We start from the raw sequence: 16,804 nt of genomic DNA, 5'->3' as shown, positions 1-16,804 counted from the left end.
AGGAGACCATGATGTCGCTGAAGAAAATCGCCGTTACCGCCGCCCTGTTGCTCAGCACCCTGCCGACTCTCAGCCAGGCCCGTGATACCGCGCTGTACCTGCCTTTCGACAAGGTCGTCGCCGAAGCCATCCGCACCGGCAAGATCGACGGCAGCGTGAAATTCTACCTGGCGGGCAACAAACCGGCCGGTAACGTCACCGTGGTCAGCCCCGGTGCGGTGACCAACAAGAAAACCAACGCCTTCAACAAATCCGACGAAGTAGCCTGCGAATGGGTGCTGCAATCGGCGCTGATCAGCCTGCACCAGGCAGCCAAGAATGCAGGCGCCAACGCCGTGACCAACATCGTCAGCTTCTACAAGAGCAACGAGCGCAAAGACCCTGCAACCTATGAATGCCATGCCGGCGCGATCATGGCAGGCGTTGCATTGAAAGGGGATCTGTCGAAGGTGCAATAAGCCCTCGGGCATTGATGTCGACTGACCTGCCGCCATCGCGAGCGGGCTCGCTCCCACAGTGGATTCTCAGTGAGCCAAACGCCTGCGCCTGGTACAGCCCCCTTGTGGGAGCGAGCCTGCTCGCGATGGCAGCAGGTCAGTCGACAGCGATGCCAACGGATCCACCGCTATCGCGAGCAAGCTCGGCTCCCACAAGGGATATGTATCCGGTACAGGTTTCTTGAAGGGCCACTGTCCCTCCTACCCCGCCCGACACCGCCACGTGCGGTATCTATCTACCACCCAGTCATCGTCCATCTTCAATAGGTTGTTCTTCCGAAAACTCTCTCAGGAAGAGCACATGTTGGAAAACACCCCCTCACGGACTGATAGCCCGACAAACCCGGGTTCCGCGCGGATAAACCTGCTGGAAACCTCGCAGCAACGGATGATCCGCCTGAACGACGCCGTCCCACGTGCCTCGAAGGTGCTGGAGGAGTATCTGGATAACTGGTTCAACAGAACCTTCCCCGCCCTGCCTGGCAACGTCACAGCCAAGGAAATATTCGTGTACAGGCGAAAGGAAGAGACCACGACCCGCCTCGACACGCTTTTCTGGCAAGCGATTGCGGGTAGGTTGAATGTCCGCGAGTTCCTCGACGAACCAGGCAACATTGACCTCGTCATCCATCAGAATTACGCCAAGGATATGCCCACGGCCCTGAACAGCAGTGACGCCAAGCAAGAACTCAAGCAGCTGCTGAGCATCACGCCCGACTCGGGCACACAATTGTTGACCCAGGCATTGGACGACTTCTGGGCCGAACCCACCGATTTCAGTCAGAGCCGTAGCGTCAGCACTTGGCTGGCCGATGAATGGGCCGTACAGCTCAAGGCCCAGGCGGACCTCCACAAGCTGGACGGCACGCTGCGCCCGGCGATGCACAAGGCCTTGGTGGAGCGCGCCTTGTTGGCGCCAGACGCGGCGTCTCGTGGGCAATTCCCGGAATACCAGCGGCCCGGCGTCCATAGCCTGAGCCTGATCCCGCCAGGGTGGGCTGTCAGCGTGCCGGTCCCCATGGCCGTGGTGCTGACCCAACACGACAATGCCAGCGAGTCGGGTGGCGCGGTGTTGTATCGCCCGGGCGAACCGCTGCACATTCACGAGGACCTTGCAGCACTCAAGGCCAGCCTGCTGGAAGACGGCGAACCCGGAGGCGAGATCGAAACGGCACCGATTGCCGAGCACTTTCTCGTCCGCCTGGTCAGCGAACTGCGGACGGCGCAAAGGAACGCCGTCGGCAACGTTTTTCTCAATGGCCCCGCAGCAGCGGAGGAGATCGACGCCTGGATGAGCAGGCTGGATGCAATGGCGGAATTGGGCAATCGACTGGATCTGGCTGCCGCCCTGGATGAACGTGAACTGCGGCTGAGCCTGAAAAAACTCGATGACTGGTTGCACGCCAACCCCCACGTCACCGGTGGCGACCGTCTGGCGTGGTGGGAGGCGACCCAGGCGGTGCAGACAACCCTGGTGGAAACGGTCCCGGCACCAGACCCCGTGACGCTGGCCACCCCGGATGCCCTGCATGCCCGGGCCCGCACCTTGTTGGCCGGTGTCATCCGCGAGAAATACCCGCCGGTCGATCCTGAAGACGTGTCACTGAGCATCAGGAAGCAATTGGTCGATCCACATGCCCCCACGGGCGGGTCACCGTTTGGGTCCGGGATATCCCAAGGCAGCGTCAGAGGGATCATCGACGACCGCCGCTCCCTGACAGAGTGGGCGATGTCCAACCTGACCCTGGATGAACGCAATGCTCCTCGGCCCGCCATAGAAGGGCCGCTGAGTTTCGCGCAGATTGTCGAGGTCATCGAAAGGGCCAATGTCGGCGCCCGGTTGCCGACCGAGCTGCAAGTTGTAGCCCGGCAAACCCAGGCGCAATGGATGGCCTTTAAAGCACAACAGATGCGAGCCCAGGTGTGGGCGGCCCACATCTCCGGCGACCTGCGGCATGACCGCGACAATACCGGGCTGAAGCTGGTGACCGCGGCGTTGGACAGCCCCACGGCGACAGGTCGCGGCAAGGTCAGCGGGCACGAGGTGGTGGTCCGTCAGCTGCATTGGGGCGATAGCGTGCTTAAAGAAATACTGGCGTTCGGGGTCAAGACTCTCGCGAGCCGTCCATCGCTGACGCTGTACACGCCAGGGGCACCGGACGGCAAGACGTTCCGGGACGTGGATGCGGCCAGCAGCCGAACCCTGGAAACCGCCCTGGTACAGACGCTTACCTCCACACCGCAGATGACTCGCTGGCTCATTTCGCACCTGCCACTACTGGAGCAGGCCGAGCAGCTTGCCAGCCTGGTGCCGATGTCGGAGGACCTGACGTTCGAGGAGAAGATCAGGAAGGTCACGCGTTCCGTCTTCGCCTGGACCAAGGACCGGGCACAAAATGACTTCGCAAAGAAAATCGCCTCGCCGGTGGTGGAAGCGGACCTGTTCAAGGTGCTGCACGAAACGCAGATCACCCACGGGATGAAAACCGCGGAAATGCTCACGGTGTCCAATGCCGAGCGCGAAAGCGCGTCCGCACAGGAAGGGCGCCGAAACGCCGTCATGCTGCTAACGGGCGCCATGTCCATGTTCCCGGTGGGCCGGTTGGGCGGCATATTGGGCCGCGCGATCCTGCCGACCATGGCGGGCGGTGCCGCGGTATCAGCGATCGATGATGAGGGCGGCAGCGTCCGTCAATGGGCCACTGATTTCATCGGCGGGTTGGGAGAGGTCATCGCCGAAGCCGGGCAGGACCTGATCATGGCCCGCGCGGGACGCCGTCGGAAACAGGCACGCCCGGCCCTGTCCTCCCTCCCCCGCATGCCGGATCCAGAGCTGGAACACTATCGGCTCAAAGGCTTCAACGGGCATGGGTTGATCGCCGAGGGACGCCACCGGTACAGGGGCGCCGACGGGCAGGGTTACCTGAAGCTTGGGAACGGCTATTACAAAACGGCGATCCAGGCCGGCGAACGGATCATCTACGCGCCGGACAACCGCTCGAACCAGCGAACGGTCACGTGGGAAAATGACCGTTGGCGCATTGAGGAGCGACATCGGTTGCACGGAGGTGGCGCGCTCCAGAGCCTGTTCAGTCGCCCCCCGGAAACCCCACGACAACGCACCTGCGATGCCTTGGTGGAGGGCGTTCTGGTGATGAACCGCTACCCCTCCCATGAGGCGATCAGCACCGCAAAAGCCATCTTCGACTCCATGCCTGAAGCGCTGTCCGAACGCATACTGCGCGAGAGCATGGTGGATGTCGGTGCGGCCGACATCAACGCTTACCGCGCACGAATAGATGACTTGACCTGGGGGCGGGGCGACCTGTCCAGGCGCAAAGCCATTCAGATGCAACTATTGGACAAGATGAATACATGGAGCATCGTCCTCCTCAGTAGTCGAGACATCGAAGCAAACGTGTCCAACATTGACCTGAGCGAGACCCAGAAAATAAAAATATACGACACGATACTCGCGCACAGAAACGTGTTCTTTACCGAAGACCGGATCAAGGTCAACACAACGGTTATAACGGACAACATTACCGGCGCGGTATTCATGGCCTTCACCTTCCCAGGCGGGAGGAAGAAGGCGGCCATGAACAAAATAGCCAAGGACACCCGGGACATGTTGGATGCCGTGGAAGCCAGACTGGATGCCAAGACGCAGGCGCGATTCCCCGGAAATGATCCGGAAACAAAGGCAGCCCGGGAAAAATACACGGCCTCGGAGGAATACTATAACGAGTTGATTACAGCCCTGCGGGAAGAGAAGCTGCGCAGGCACAAACCCGGACTGCTGACGGAAATCAGAAACAATCGAGTGCCCTATATCATTGCCAACAAAGGGCGGACACAACGCAACGTCATGCTGCTCACTGGGGAAGACATCACGGACTTCAGCCGTACACTGGCCAACTACGAACCGTTCGATATCGAGATCGTGACCCAGGCTCGAACCCACAAAGTGGAAGGTACACCGTCCACCGTCACCCCTGCGGTTCTACCCACTCCATCGCCGGCACCGGACAGGTTCACCGTCACCACCAGCCCATTGGCCGAAGCCCAGATGTCCTACGCCAGCTTCTCAGAGGCGGCGAAAACCAGGGTCCGAGTCATCACCGAAGATATTCGCGCGGGAAGGGTAACCACCAAGAAGAGCAACCGATATTACTGGTACACCATGGCCCAACTGACCCCGGGCGGTGGCAAAGGCGCATGGCGCGCCGCGTTTGAACGCGAGGGCGATAGCTGGATACTCCGAGGGTTCTACGACTACCACGCCAATGGCCCTGCGACGGTTTGGGAAGGCTAAGAAAAAGGGCGCCGAGACGCGTAATGCCAGTCAGTTAAGGATCAAACGGCACAAAACCTGTGGGAGCAGCTTTGCTCCCACAGGTTTGTGGCTTAACTGATCGGCATTAGCCCAAAGGCGGCCTTTTTCAAGCCGTCCTTTCAGAACCGGAAATACCGGTATTTTTAGCCAATAACTCCACAAACGCCTTCGCCATCGGCGAACGCTGGTCCTTACGCTGCACCAACCACACCGCCGACACCGCCGCCGGATCGAGCAATGGCCGGTAGACCACGCCATCGACCCGTATCCGTTGGTAAGACGCCGGCAATACCGAAACCCCCAGCCCTGCCGCCACCAGGCCAATGATGGTCATGGCTTCGCCGGCTTCCTGGGCAAAGTGGGGGCTGAAGCCGGCGTCACGGGCCAGGCTCAGCAGTTGTGCATAGAGGCCGCTGCCGTAACTGCGGGGGAAGAACACGAACGGCTCCTGGGCCAGTGCCGAAAGAAACAGTCCCTCGTCACTGCTCTGGGCCAGCGGATGCTTGGCACTGAGCACCGCCACCAGCGGTTCGCGGCTGAGTTCGATTTCGCTCAAGGCATCGGGCAGCGGCAGGGGCCGCATGATGCCGATCTCGATCGTTTCATCCAGCAACGCATCGGCCACCTGGGTACTGCTCATTTCCCGCAGATTCAAGTGCACGGCAGGGAACCGCTGGCGAAACGAAAAAATCGCCTGGGGAATGGTGGAGTTGAATGGCGCCGAAGAGGTGAAACCGATCTTCAACTCACCCAGTTCTCCCAGCTGGGCACGCCGAGCCACGTCGGCGGCCTTGTCAACCTGGGCCAGCACCCGCCGTGCTTCTTCGAGGAACAGCCGCCCGGCTTCGCTCAACTCGACCCGACGATTGGTGCGTTCGAACAAGCGCGCGCCGATCTCCTGCTCCAGCGCCTGGATCTGCTGGCTCAGGGGCGGCTGGGAAATACCCAAAGCCAGCGCGGCGCGGCCGAAATGCAGCTCCTCGGCCACGGCGATGAAGTAACGCAAGTGACGCAGTTCCATGGGCCATCCAATAGGTCGCTAAACGTCTTAAACAGGTCGAACAATATATTGGATAGAAACGTTAGTCAGCTATATGCTTTTTTCATTGCCTGCCTGATCGTGCTCTTGCGAGGTCCATCGTGAAAACTGCTGTCGCGCCACTGGCCCCTGAAATCCCCTCCCGCGTGCAGGACGCCGTCGTTACCGAATTGAAGGACATCTACATAGAAAAAGGCACGCCGATGTTCATGCGCACGGTACTGGCGCTGTTCTGCGGTGGCTTCGCAACCTTTGCCCTGTTGTATTGCGTGCAGCCGATGATGCCGTTGCTGTCCAGGGAGTTTTCCGTCAACGCGGCGCAAAGCAGCCTGATCCTGTCGGTGGCGACCGGCCTGCTCGCCGTCGGCCTGTTGATCACCGGGCCGATTTCCGACCGCATCGGCCGCAAGTCGGTGATGGTCACCGCATTGTTCGCCGCCGCACTGTGTACCGTGGCCAGCGCCATGATGCCGACCTGGCATGGCGTACTTCTGCTGCGGGCCTTGGTGGGGCTGTCGTTGAGCGGATTGGCCGCCGTTGCGATGACGTACCTGAGTGAAGAGATCCATCCCAAGCACATCGGCCTGGCGATGGGGCTGTACATCGCCGGCAACGCCATCGGTGGCATGTGCGGACGCCTGATCACGGGCGTGCTGATCGACTTTGTGAGCTGGCACACCGCGATGCTGGTGATCGGCAGCCTCGCCCTGATCGCCGCGGCGGTGTTCTGGAGAATCCTGCCCGAGTCGCGCAACTTCCGTCCACGCTCGCTGCATCCACGCAGCTTGCTGGACGGCTTCACCCGGCACTTTCGTGATGCCGGCCTGCCGTTGCTGTTTCTCGAAGCCTTCGTGCTGATGGGCGCCTTCGTAACGCTGTTCAACTACATCGGCTACCGCCTGCTGGCCGAGCCCTATCATCTGGACCAGGCCTTCGTTGGTCTACTGTCGCTGGTGTACCTGTCGGGCATCTACAGCTCGGCCAAAGTCGGCGCACTGGCTGACCGGCTCGGCCGACGCAAAATGCTCTGGGCCACCATCGCACTGATGCTCGCCGGTCTCGCCCTGACCATGACGACGCCCCTGGCGCTGGTGATCCCAGGCATGCTGGTCTTCACGTTCGGCTTCTTTGGCGCCCACTCGGTCGCCAGCAGTTGGATCGGCCGCCGTGCCCTCACCGCCAAGGGCCAGGCATCGTCGCTTTATCTGTTCAGCTATTACGCCGGTTCGAGCGTGGCCGGCACCGCCGGCGGCGTGGCCTGGCACCTGGGTGGATGGAACGGAGTCGGTCTGTTCATCGGTGCGTTGCTGCTGGTGGCGTTGTCGGTGGCGGTAAAACTGGCGAAATTGCCGGTGCTGCCAGGAAACATGCCGGTCTGAACACCACCTGTGGGAGTAAAGTTTGCTCGCGATTGCGGTAAGTCAGCCAGCAACAAAGTCGGCTGGTCTGCCCCATCGCGAGCAAGCTTCGCTCCCACAGGGTTTGCGCCGTTTGATTTCTAACTGACTGGCATCAGGCACATGTCCAGCCAATCACTGACGCAACACCACCCGCGCCTCCAACATGCCATTGCGTGCTTCCAAGGCCAACGACCGCACGGCCGCACCGTCCCGTTCGTGACGATCCAACCAATGCAGCAGCGGATTGGCATCGCCAGTGACGGTGAGCCGTAACGAATCGCCCTCGATCTCCATTTCGGCTATGTCCAATCCCGCCGCTGTCGCACCGTCGTTGACTCGTACCGATAACGGACGCAGAGCGGCGCTCGCGCCCCGGTCGGGCTCGGCGCGCTGGATCCGTGCAGTCAGTTTCGCCTGTTGGCGATACTGGCGCTCGGCAATCTCCAGGCGTTGGCGGGTGGGTTGCCAGATCGACGTATAACCCACCCCCATCAGGACCACCCCGGCGAGGCCCAGCAACAACCGTTGCTCGCGGCCAGACATGCTTGCCCAGGCCTGCTTCAGGCGCGTCCATCCACTGAGACTCATCAACTGTCCTCCAGGGTGAGGGTCGCCTGTACCCGGTTGTTCTGCTTGCTGGCGCTGCCCAAGGTAATGGACAGACCGTTTTGCTGCCCGCGTTCACGCAGTTGCTCAAGCTCGATGAAGCTGTTGGCGGTCAGCCGGATTTTCCAGCCTTCGTGCTCTCGGTACTCGATCTGCTGCACCTCGACATGACTGGCGCCAAGCACCTGTCCAGTCAGGCGGGCCAGCCGACTGACCTGGGTGACCTGGTTTTGACCGCGACGCTGCTGCAATGCCTGGAACTGCGCCGCCAGGTCAACGCTGGGATCCTGCCCGGGATAGAGCGACCTGAATTGCTGCTCGCCTTGCGCATACAGGCGTCGGGTTTCATTGTGCAGAAAACCGATGCGGGCTTCATCGAACGCCCAGGTCAGCGCAAACATGCCCAGCACGGCCATCGCCGAACTGCGCCAGGGTAGACGCTGACGCCGCCGCCGGAATTCACCCTGCAACAGGTTGATGGGATGTCCCTCGGTGCTCAGCAACCACTCGTCGATGCCGGGGCGGTCAGTCGCCTCGTCCAGCCAGTGGATGTCCCCGGACAGACTCGGCTTGAGCGTTGCCAAGGCTTGGACCGACAGCGCCATCCGCGCCGGTAGCGCTCCACCCAGCAGCCAGCGACCGAACCAGCGCACCCCGAAAGCCTTGTCCTCAGCGATCAGCTCAGCATCGACATGGATCGCCCGGGCATCAATGCCATGGGCGTCGAGCAACGCCAGCAGTGCCTGGAACCGGGCCCGCTGGATCACCAGCAGCGGATAGCGCTGCTGACGGTCCCGTAGACCAACGCCAATGTGCAGCGCCTCTAGGTTCTCGCTCAGTTGCTCTTCGATGGCGAATGCCAGGGCCTGGGGTCGGGGTTGGCGTCGAGAGGGCCAGGGATCGCTACGCATCCAGCTGCACATTTCCATCGGCAACAGCACATCGACGACCCGCCCGCTCAACTCGCGAGCGGCTTCGTGCAAAGGCAGGCAGCGGCGTTCACCCGAGGGCGACCACACACAGCAACGCCAATTGGCGCACGGGGCACCCATGCCTTCGGCGGTCAGGTAAAGCCAGGTTTTCATCAAGGAAGCTCACTGGGGCTGATGGGTAAGAAACGGCGCTGGCGAACACTCCAGAGGCCAGTCACCGGATCACGCTCGATGTCCGAGGCCAGGCGCAGGTGGCGGTTCGCTTGAGTCACGTTCACGGTGATCCGGAACCAGCGGCTGCTCACGCCCAAGCCATGGCTGCTCAGGCCCAGGCCGGACAACAATGGGTCGCCAGTGAACGCCTGGACACTGGCGTAGGGGGTGTCGGCACGCCGCGCGATCACGGCGTTTGCAGCGCCGACGTCCATGCCGTCCAAGGCCATCAGGACACGCTGCGGTGCGGTATTGATATTCAGTTGCGCGTCCATGGGCAGCACTGCCACCCACGGTTCCAGGCGTTGCAGGGTCTGACCGTCGATACCGGGTAACAAACGCAGCTGACTCAACTCCTGGACGGCTCCGACCTGGGGCAACGACAGCGCCGGTAAATCCAGCAGGGTGAGCAACCGGGCCCACCGTCCCAAGGTCACTTGATCGATCTGCCCGCGGGCCAACAATGGATTGAGGTTCAGACGCCCGGACAGGTCTTCGATATCAACGTCGATTCCGGTGTCATCCAGCGCCAGGGAAAGCGCCAGCCGGGCCCAGTCCTGGCTCAGGTCGACGGGCCCGGCCTGGGTGTCCACGCTGTCTTCCAGCACGGCGCGCGCCCAGGCCTCGGCGGCCAGGCCCAATTGGCGCAATTGGACCTGTTGCAGCTGCTGCGCGCTGCTGTGCAACAACAGGCGATGGCTGCGCAACATTCCACCGACCAGCAACAACGCCAGGCTCAACACCAGCAGCATACTGATCAATGCCACCCCGCGTTGATGCGTCATGGCAACGCTCCCGGCAACAGCAGGACCCGACGGATCTGTTCGAAGCGCCCCGTCGACACGTTCAGTTCCAATGCCAGCGGCCAGCCGTCGCCCGCGGCTTCGCCGTGCCAACCCCGTTGCGAATCAAACAGGCGCCAACTCAGGCTGCGGACATCATCGAGCAGTTTCTGCCGCTGCAGGGTGGCCGTTCCCTCGCCAAAGCTGTCGCGCCACAACGCTGCACCTTCGAGCCGATAACTCACCGTCTGTCGTTCGCTGCGGGGCTGGTCCAGTGGATTGCGCCAGTGGCTGCGCTGCAATTGCAGGTGCCCCGGCGCGAGCACGACAGACCCGGCCACGGCCTGCCATGCATCGCGCTCGATCACGCCCACGGCGCGCTGCAAGGCCCTGATTTCGCGCTCATGCTGACCGGCCCCTTGCTGAGTACGCACGACGGCGTCGAACAAACGCCAACCGGCGAGGCCGAGCAACGCAAAAAGGGCGATGACGATGACCAGTTCCAACAAGGTGAACCCTGACTGTCTATTCATGACGGTTGCGGATCCACCCGGTCACTTGGTGTAGGGCGGACGAGCCGTCGGCGCGGCTGACCTGGATCTCGACTTGAAGCAGACGCGGGTCGCGGGCCGCGGCGATACGCTGTTGCAAGGTCCAGTCGCGACGATCCATGGATCGGGTCAGGTGCTGGCGGCCCGGCGCAGCGGCGGCTTGCAGGCGCAGCTCGCTCAACTGGTTGTCGGCCAGCCAGGCGCCGAACAGGCGTTCCTCGAGCACGACACTTTGCCTGAGCACAAACTGGCTGGCCGACAGCGCCGCCGCTGCCACCGTCGCAAAAATCGTCAGGGCGATCATGACCTCCAGCAAGGTAAATCCCTTGCAAGCGGCCGGTCCGCGAAACTCACTCATCAATAGACAGCTCCGCCAGACCATCGCTCGACACCCGCGCGATACGCTGGCCGGCGACTTTCACCAGCAACCTGAACGGGCTGATCTCATCGCTGCTGAGCATCAGCAATTGCGGTGCGCCTGGCGTCTCGTCAAGGACCCAGACATGACCGTCCTGCTCCAGCCCCAGCGTCATGCCTTCAGGTAACCGCTGCATGGGCGCCACCGCGGTCCAATCGCGAACGTCGAGTCGCACGGCCTGATAGCCGCGAGGCTGTACCCGCACACCGTATTCCAACCCATCCAGCACCGCTCGCTCGCGCAACTGCTGCACCACACGGACGAAGTCCTGGGCTTGCTGTCGGGCCTCACGCGCCGGGCTCGGCCCGATGGCGAGGCTGACCATACCCACCAAGACCCCAATCAAGATAATCACGACCATCAGCTCAAGCAACGTGAACCCCCTGCAGCGACGGCCCATGCTCATTCGCCCCAATTGCCGATGTCGGCCGCCGCGCCGTCACCGCCCGGCTCGCCATCGGCACCCAGCGAGTACAGGTCGTAGCTGCCATCGGCGGTCTTGAGACCAGGGTTGAGATATCGGTAGGGCGTGCCCCAGGGATCGATCGGCAGGCTTTTCAGATAGCCCTGTGGGTTCCAGTTTCTTGCCGCAGGCGTGCCGGACGGACGTTTACTCAGTGCATCGAGGCCTTGCCGGGTCGAGGGGTAATGGAAATTGTCGAGCCGGTACATTTCCAGCGCCGTGGAAATCGCCTGGATATCGGTGCGGGCGGCCGTGATCTTGGCTTGATCGGGGCGGCTCATGAACTGCGGCACCACCATGGCGCCCAGCACGCCGATGATGACTACCACCACCATGATTTCGATCAGCGTAAAGCCGCGTTGCAGGCGTGCGGGCCGGTTGTTTTGAAGTTTCATCGATCAATTCACCAATTGGTTGAGGCTCAAGATAGGCAGGAGAATGGCCATGACGATCAGCAGCACAACGCCGCCCATCACCACCAACATGGCCGGTTCGAAAAGGCTCACCACCAGCGCAATCCGCGCCGCGAGGCTGGCCTCCTGCTGTTCGGCGGCACGGGCCAACATGCGATCCAGTTCGCCGACGCGTTCACCGCTGGCGATCATGTGCAACATCAGCGGCGGAATATCGCCGCCGAGTTCCAGGCCTCGGGTCAGGGTTCCGCCCTCGCGCACCGAACGGGCAACATCGGCCATGCGGGCACGGATGGTCAGGTTGCCGATGACCTGCGCGGCGATGTGCAGGGCCTCGACCAGGGGCACGGCGCTTTGGCTCAGAATCGCCAGGGTGCTGGCGAATCGGGCGGCTTCCATCGCCCGCAAAATGTCGCCCAATAGCGGCAGCCTGAGCAGCAGGCGATGCCAGCGCAGGCGCCACAGCGGCTGGCGCAGGCTCCAGCGCCACAGCCCGAGCCCGCCGGCCAGGACCACGAGCATCAGCGCCCCATAGCGGCGCACCCCATCGCTCACCGCGATCAGCGCCTGGGTGAGCCAGGGCAACCGCTGGCCACTGTCGATGAAAATCTTCACCACATCCGGCACCACATAGCCCAGCAGGAAAGCGACAATCGCAACGCAGGCCAGCAGCAGGATCAGCGGGTACACCAGCGCCAATTGAATGCGTTGGCGAGACGCCTGACGCGCCTGGGTGTAAGTCGCCAGTTGCTCCAGCACCTGGCCAAGGTGACCGGACTGTTCGCCCGCCGCGACGGTGGCGCAGAACAGTTCGGGGAATGCCTGGGGAAACGCTTTCAGGGCCGTGGCCAGTGCGTGACCTTCCATTACCCGAGTGCGCACCGCCGACAGCAGGTGGACGACGCGACGCTTCTGGCTCTGTTGCGCCACGGCCCGCAGGGATTCTTCGAGGGGGAGCCCAGCCTGGATCAGCGTGGAGAGCTGCAACGTCAACAACGCCAGGTCGGCCGGACTCAGGCGCCCCCCGACGAAGCGGGCACCCAGGGTGGCTTGCGCCTCGCCCTCGCGCAGCTCCCAAGGCAGCAATCCGCGTTCGCGCAATAACTGCCGGGCATGACGGGCGCTGTCGGCCTCCACGCGCCCCTTGCAGCGCCGCCCTTGGGCGTCTTCGGCCCGATAGTCGAAAGTCGGCATCGCACTAATCTTCCTGGGTGATGTGCAGCAATTCATCGACACTGGTCAGGCCTTCCAGGACCCGCTGACGCCCGTCCTGGAACAGACTGCGGGAGGTCTTGCGCGCCTCGAACGCCAGCGCCTGTTCAGTAGCCCCCTGATGAATCAGTTGCGACAGCGGGCTGCTGACACTGACCAGCTCATAAATGCCGAAGCGCCCGCGGTAACCTGCCTGGCATTCATCGCACCCCCGGGCCCTGAACAGCCGGGGCCCGACATCGGCCTCGAGCCCGAGCCGCCGACAGGTGGCGGCGTCGGCTACATAGGACGTCTTGCAGTAGGGACACAGGGCCCGCAACAACCTTTGCGCGACGATGCCGGCCAGGGACGAGGCCAGCAGATAGGCATCCACGCCCATGTCCACCAGCCGCGTGATCGCGCCGACGGCGCTGTTGGTATGCAGGGTCGACAACACCAGGTGACCGGTCAGGGAGGCCTGGACTGCGATTTCAGCCGTCTCGCGATCACGGATCTCGCCCACCATCACCACGTCCGGGTCCTGGCGCAAAATGGCTCGCAAGCCACGGGCGAAGGTCATGTCGACCTTCGGGTTGACCGGCATCTGGCCGATGCCCGGCAAGTGATATTCGATCGGGTCTTCGACGGTGAGGATGTTGCGGCTCTGGTCGTTGAGGCTGCTGAGCGCCGCGTACAGGCTGGTGGTTTTCCCCGAGCCCGTGGGGCCGGTTACCAACACGATACCGTGGGGTTTGGCGAGCAACCGACGCAGGCTCGCCAGGGTGTCATCCGGCAAGCCAAGGCGCGGCAGTTCCAGGCGCCCGGCCTGCTTGTCGAGCAAGCGCAACACCACTCGCTCGCCATGGGCCGACGGCAGGGTCGAGACCCGTACATCGACCTCATGCCCGGCCAGCCGCAACGCCATCCGACCGTCTTGGGGGATTCGTTTTTCAGCGATATCCAGGTGTGCCATGACCTTGATCCGCGATACCAGCAGGCTGGCCAGCTCACGGCGTGGACGCAGCATTTCCCGCAGCTGGCCGTCGATTCGCATGCGGACCGACAGGTATTGCTCGTACGTTTCCAGGTGCACGTCCGACGCTTGTTCGCGGACCGCTTCGCTGAGCAGCGCGTTGATCAAGCGGATAATCGGCGCATCGCCCTGCTGCTCCAGCAAGTCGGCGGTCTGTGGCAGTTGATCGGCCAGGCTGAGCAAGTCCAGCTCCTCGTCCAACCCCTGAGCCACCTGTTCGGCCGCGCTCTGGCCCTGGCGATAGACACAGGCCAGACGCGTCGCGAATTGCGCCGGCTCCAGCACCTGGATCGGCAGTTCCCGACCACATCGGCGACGAACCTCCGCCAGCGCAGTCAGCGGCGCATCGCAACGCATCACCAGGCTCACGGCAGCCCCTTCGCCGTCCAGCAGCACGCCGTGGCGTCGGGCAAAACCGAAGGGCAACGGGGCCAGGGACTCGCTCACAGGTCACCTCGATTCTGCGGCAACGGATCTGCCGAAGACGCCTCCAGGGAAGGCTCGAACAACTGGCGAGCGTCTCTGGGCAGCAACAGCGAATTATTCTGCCGCGAGCCCGGCTTGCTCAGCTCCCGGAGCGCGTCGTAGCGCTGGCGACTGACATCCGCCAGGTCTTCCTTGCCGCGCACGATGGTGGGCCGCAGGAACACCATCAGGTTGCTCTTGGTCTGGGTGTCGCGGGTCCAGCGAAACAGTGCGCCCAGGTACGGAATGCTGCGCAACAGCGGCACGCCGCTTTCCTGGGAACGGACATCGTCGCGGATCAGGCCACCGATCACGATGATCTCGCCGTCGTCCGCCAGGATCGTGCTCTTCAGGGCACGCTTGTTGGTGATCAGGTCCGAGGAATCCACGCCGGCAACAGACGGGGCAATGTCCGAGACTTCCTGCTGGACCTCAAGGCGCAAGGAGGAACCCTGGTTGATGTAGGGCTTGATCTTGAGGCTGATGCCGACGTCCTTGCGCTCCACCGTAGTAAAGGGATTGTCCGCGCCGCTGCTGTTGGTGGCGTAGGAACCGGTCTTGAACGGCACGTTCTTGCCGACAATGATCTCCGCTTCCTGGTTATCCAGGGTCAGCAGGCTGGGCGTGGAGAGCAGGTTGCTGCGGGTATTGCTCGCCAGGGCCGATATCAGTGCACTGAAGCGATCGCCGCCCAACCGCAGGAGCACGCCATCGACGTCCTTGGGGTTCAGCTCGCCGATGATCGGCGTGTTGGTTCCCGAAAAACTGATGACCCCGTCCGCACTGCCACTCTTGATCCCCCACTGCACCCCCAGCGCTTCGGCAATGTCTCCGGAAATTTCCACGATGGCGGCGTGGATGAGCACCTGGGCCCGAGGTTGGTCCAGCTCCCGGACGATATTCTCAATGGTGCGGACCTGGGCCGGTTCGGCGATCAACACCAGGGCATTCTGGCTTTCGTCGGCCTTGATCATGAACGCGTTGGCGGAAACGCTTTCCCGCAGGCCGGCCTGGGCCGGTGCGGACTTCTTGTCTTGCACGACGCCTTCCAGCACTTCGGCCAGTTGCTTGGCATCGCTATGGCGCAAGCGGATGACCCGCGCATTGTCCTCGGCCGCGGAAGCTGGAACGTCCAGGGTCCGAGCCAGTTCGGCCAAGCGTTGACGCACCCGCGGTGCGCCGATGATCACCAGGCGATTGCCCCGCGTGTCGGCGATCACCGAGCCTGCGGTGTCGCCCTCGCGCTTGCTGCCGGATGCTTCCAGGATCGACGCGATATCCCCGGCCCTGGCATGACGCAACTGCACCACCCCATGATTGCGGTTGTGTCCCGAGTCCAGCTGTTGCGCGACTCGAGTGATGCGCTGCACATTGGCGGCCGTGTCAGTCAACACCAGCGCGTTGGAGGAAACCGAAGGCCCGATGTAGCCACCACTCGATACCAGGGGGCGAATCAGTCCGGCAACGTCAGCAGCAATGCTCGACTGCAAGTCGATGACCCGGGTGACGAACTGCGATGGCGCTGGGTCCTTGGTCTCGCCGGCGCCGGCCCGGGTCCTGGCATCGGCGACCGGGGTGATCAGGATCCGCTCGCCTTCATCGATTACGGTGAAGTTGTGGGCATCGAGTACCGAATAGAACAACCGACGCACGCCTTCACGATCCAACGCCTCGCGGGACATGACGGAAATGCGCCCCGACACCCTGGGATCGAGCACCACGGTCTTGCCCAGGATCGCGGATATCTCTTCGACCACGTCACGCAATTCGGCATTGTTCATCGCCAGTTGCCAACGCGCCTCCTCGGCCCGTGCCACGTCGGTAAATATCAGTGGGCAGGACACGGCAAGACAGAGCAAGGCGTGGGAGACACGGCTGCGGATAACGCTGTTCATGAATTCGATCACTCTGAATGCCCGGCCGCCGGGCGTATGTATTGCGAGGAATGGGCTGTTGCAGGGCGCTCATCTTCGCGCCCCACCCGGCGCAGCCAAGGCTTTGCCTCTTGCTTCAGGGCCAGGCGTTCTTCACGCCCGTTGCGCCACAACGTCACATGATCGGCTTCCACCCGGCGCAGCAGGCTGCCACTGGGCAAGCGCTCGCCCACCCGGTAGAGGCGCGCACCCGCAGCGTCAGCCAGCAACGCCCGCGACAGGCCCTGGGCGACGACAAAACTGGCTTGCAAGGTCATCGGCTCGGCGCTTAACGCCTGGGCGCCAGCGGGTGTGAGGCCGAGCACGGTCGCCACGGCTTGGACGTTGGGTGAGCGGTCAACCGGAACAGTCGGCGACTCGGCAACCACCGGCACTTCACGGCCCAATGCCTGGCGAAAACGCCACTCCTGCCCGGCCAGAAATACGCCATGCAGCAGCGGCACGAGCCACACCACGTGCCGTGCGAAGGAATAGTTTGAATGCATCACCGCGCTCTCGCTTGAAGACGCCGGGCAACCCCTACGGATTGCC

The 16,804-nt window shown here is 62.8% G+C and carries 15 protein-coding genes; 3 read left to right on the top strand and 12 right to left on the bottom strand.

Annotated features, from left to right (window positions below):
* Window positions 1-11: 11 nt before the first annotated feature.
* Window positions 12-458, top strand: coding sequence for a hypothetical protein (locus AD665_RS19455; RefSeq protein ID WP_024779883.1), 447 nt, complete (start codon window positions 12-14; stop codon window positions 456-458).
* Between the two features lie 340 nt (window positions 459-798).
* Complete coding sequence (locus tag AD665_RS19450; RefSeq protein ID WP_053193208.1) at window positions 799-4,812, top strand: dermonecrotic toxin domain-containing protein; 4,014 nt, start codon at window positions 799-801, stop codon at window positions 4,810-4,812.
* A gap of 127 nt (window positions 4,813-4,939) precedes the next feature.
* Here the strand turns inward: AD665_RS19450 and AD665_RS19445 are convergent, their stop codons facing one another.
* Entirely contained in the window at window positions 4,940-5,854 is a 915-nt protein-coding gene (locus AD665_RS19445; protein WP_024779885.1) for a LysR family transcriptional regulator, read from the bottom strand.
* A 119-nt stretch (window positions 5,855-5,973) separates the two neighbouring features.
* Between AD665_RS19445 and AD665_RS19440 the strand changes: the two genes are divergently transcribed.
* Entirely contained in the window at window positions 5,974-7,251 is a 1,278-nt protein-coding gene (locus AD665_RS19440; protein ID WP_024779886.1) for an MFS transporter, read from the top strand.
* Window positions 7,252-7,404: 153 nt separating this feature from the next.
* Here AD665_RS19440 and gspM read toward each other — a convergent pair whose 3' ends face one another.
* The 11 genes from gspM to AD665_RS19385 are packed head-to-tail and all read right to left on the bottom strand — an operon-like array spanning window position 7,405 to window position 16,758.
* A complete protein-coding gene (gene gspM / locus AD665_RS19435) occupies window positions 7,405-7,860 on the bottom strand; it encodes a type II secretion system protein GspM (RefSeq protein ID WP_024779887.1) in 456 nt (151 codons plus the stop codon).
* Window positions 7,860-8,963: a type II secretion system protein GspL gene (gene gspL / locus AD665_RS19430; protein WP_053193205.1), complete on the bottom strand. Its 1,104-nt coding sequence runs from the start codon at window positions 8,961-8,963 to the stop codon at window positions 7,860-7,862. Before gspL ends, gspM begins: the two co-directional genes overlap by 1 nt.
* Window positions 8,963-9,808 carry a type II secretion system protein GspK gene (locus AD665_RS19425; protein WP_024779889.1) on the bottom strand — a complete coding sequence of 282 codons (846 nt, stop codon included), beginning with the start codon at window positions 9,806-9,808 and terminating at the stop codon, window positions 8,963-8,965. Before AD665_RS19425 ends, gspL begins: the two co-directional genes overlap by 1 nt.
* Window positions 9,805-10,338: a type II secretion system protein GspJ gene (locus AD665_RS19420; RefSeq protein ID WP_024779890.1), complete on the bottom strand. Its 534-nt coding sequence runs from the start codon at window positions 10,336-10,338 to the stop codon at window positions 9,805-9,807. Before AD665_RS19420 ends, AD665_RS19425 begins: the two co-directional genes overlap by 4 nt.
* Window positions 10,331-10,714: a type II secretion system minor pseudopilin GspI gene (gspI, locus tag AD665_RS19415; RefSeq protein WP_024779891.1), complete on the bottom strand. Its 384-nt coding sequence runs from the start codon at window positions 10,712-10,714 to the stop codon at window positions 10,331-10,333. Before gspI ends, AD665_RS19420 begins: the two co-directional genes overlap by 8 nt.
* Entirely contained in the window at window positions 10,707-11,174 is a 468-nt protein-coding gene (gspH, locus tag AD665_RS19410; RefSeq protein ID WP_024779892.1) for a type II secretion system minor pseudopilin GspH, read from the bottom strand. The genes gspI and gspH overlap by 8 nt, the downstream gene beginning before the upstream one ends.
* A 2-nt stretch (window positions 11,175-11,176) precedes the next feature.
* Window positions 11,177-11,632, bottom strand: a complete 456-nt coding sequence (gspG, locus tag AD665_RS19405) for a type II secretion system major pseudopilin GspG (protein WP_024779893.1) — start codon at window positions 11,630-11,632, stop codon at window positions 11,177-11,179.
* A 3-nt stretch (window positions 11,633-11,635) separates the two neighbouring features.
* A complete protein-coding gene (gspF, locus tag AD665_RS19400; RefSeq protein ID WP_024779894.1) occupies window positions 11,636-12,844 on the bottom strand; it encodes a type II secretion system inner membrane protein GspF in 1,209 nt (402 codons plus the stop codon).
* Between the two features lie 4 nt (window positions 12,845-12,848).
* Window positions 12,849-14,321, bottom strand: a complete 1,473-nt coding sequence (gspE, locus tag AD665_RS19395) for a type II secretion system ATPase GspE (RefSeq protein ID WP_024779895.1) — start codon at window positions 14,319-14,321, stop codon at window positions 12,849-12,851.
* The gene (gene gspD / locus AD665_RS19390; protein WP_053193397.1) at window positions 14,318-16,234 is read right to left on the bottom strand and encodes a type II secretion system secretin GspD; all 1,917 of its coding nucleotides are present in this window, start codon (window positions 16,232-16,234) and stop codon (window positions 14,318-14,320) included. Before gspD ends, gspE begins: the two co-directional genes overlap by 4 nt.
* Before the next feature lie 8 nt (window positions 16,235-16,242).
* A complete protein-coding gene (locus tag AD665_RS19385; RefSeq protein WP_024779897.1) occupies window positions 16,243-16,758 on the bottom strand; it encodes a type II secretion system protein N in 516 nt (171 codons plus the stop codon).
* Window positions 16,759-16,804 lie beyond the last annotated feature (46 nt).

Source organism: Pseudomonas corrugata, assembly GCF_001269905.1.
GTDB classification, from domain to species: Bacteria; Pseudomonadota; Gammaproteobacteria; order Pseudomonadales; family Pseudomonadaceae; genus Aquipseudomonas; species Aquipseudomonas corrugata.
The sequence above is the reverse complement of the archived record's forward strand: the minus strand, read 5'-3'. Positions and strand labels throughout refer to the sequence as shown.

Excerpts from the sequence above, each read along its gene's own strand:
- gspF (WP_024779894.1), bottom strand. The coding sequence starts at position 12,844 with ATGCCGACTTTCGACTATCGGGCCGAAGACGCCCAAGGGCGGCGCTGC.
- gspM (WP_024779887.1), bottom strand. The coding sequence starts at position 7,860 with ATGAGTCTCAGTGGATGGACGCGCCTGAAGCAGGCCTGGGCAAGCATG.
- AD665_RS19425 (WP_024779889.1), bottom strand. The coding sequence starts at position 9,808 with ATGACGCATCAACGCGGGGTGGCATTGATCAGTATGCTGCTGGTGTTG.
- gspD (WP_053193397.1), bottom strand. The coding sequence starts at position 16,234 with ATGAACAGCGTTATCCGCAGCCGTGTCTCCCACGCCTTGCTCTGTCTT.
- AD665_RS19385 (WP_024779897.1), bottom strand. The coding sequence starts at position 16,758 with ATGCATTCAAACTATTCCTTCGCACGGCACGTGGTGTGGCTCGTGCCG.
- AD665_RS19455 (WP_024779883.1), top strand. The coding sequence starts at position 12 with ATGTCGCTGAAGAAAATCGCCGTTACCGCCGCCCTGTTGCTCAGCACC.
- AD665_RS19450 (WP_053193208.1), top strand. The coding sequence starts at position 799 with ATGTTGGAAAACACCCCCTCACGGACTGATAGCCCGACAAACCCGGGT.
- AD665_RS19420 (WP_024779890.1), bottom strand. The coding sequence starts at position 10,338 with ATGAATAGACAGTCAGGGTTCACCTTGTTGGAACTGGTCATCGTCATC.
- gspH (WP_024779892.1), bottom strand. The coding sequence starts at position 11,174 with ATGGGCCGTCGCTGCAGGGGGTTCACGTTGCTTGAGCTGATGGTCGTG.
- gspL (WP_053193205.1), bottom strand. The coding sequence starts at position 8,963 with ATGAAAACCTGGCTTTACCTGACCGCCGAAGGCATGGGTGCCCCGTGC.
- gspG (WP_024779893.1), bottom strand. The coding sequence starts at position 11,632 with ATGAAACTTCAAAACAACCGGCCCGCACGCCTGCAACGCGGCTTTACG.
- AD665_RS19445 (WP_024779885.1), bottom strand. The coding sequence starts at position 5,854 with ATGGAACTGCGTCACTTGCGTTACTTCATCGCCGTGGCCGAGGAGCTG.
- gspI (WP_024779891.1), bottom strand. The coding sequence starts at position 10,714 with ATGAGTGAGTTTCGCGGACCGGCCGCTTGCAAGGGATTTACCTTGCTG.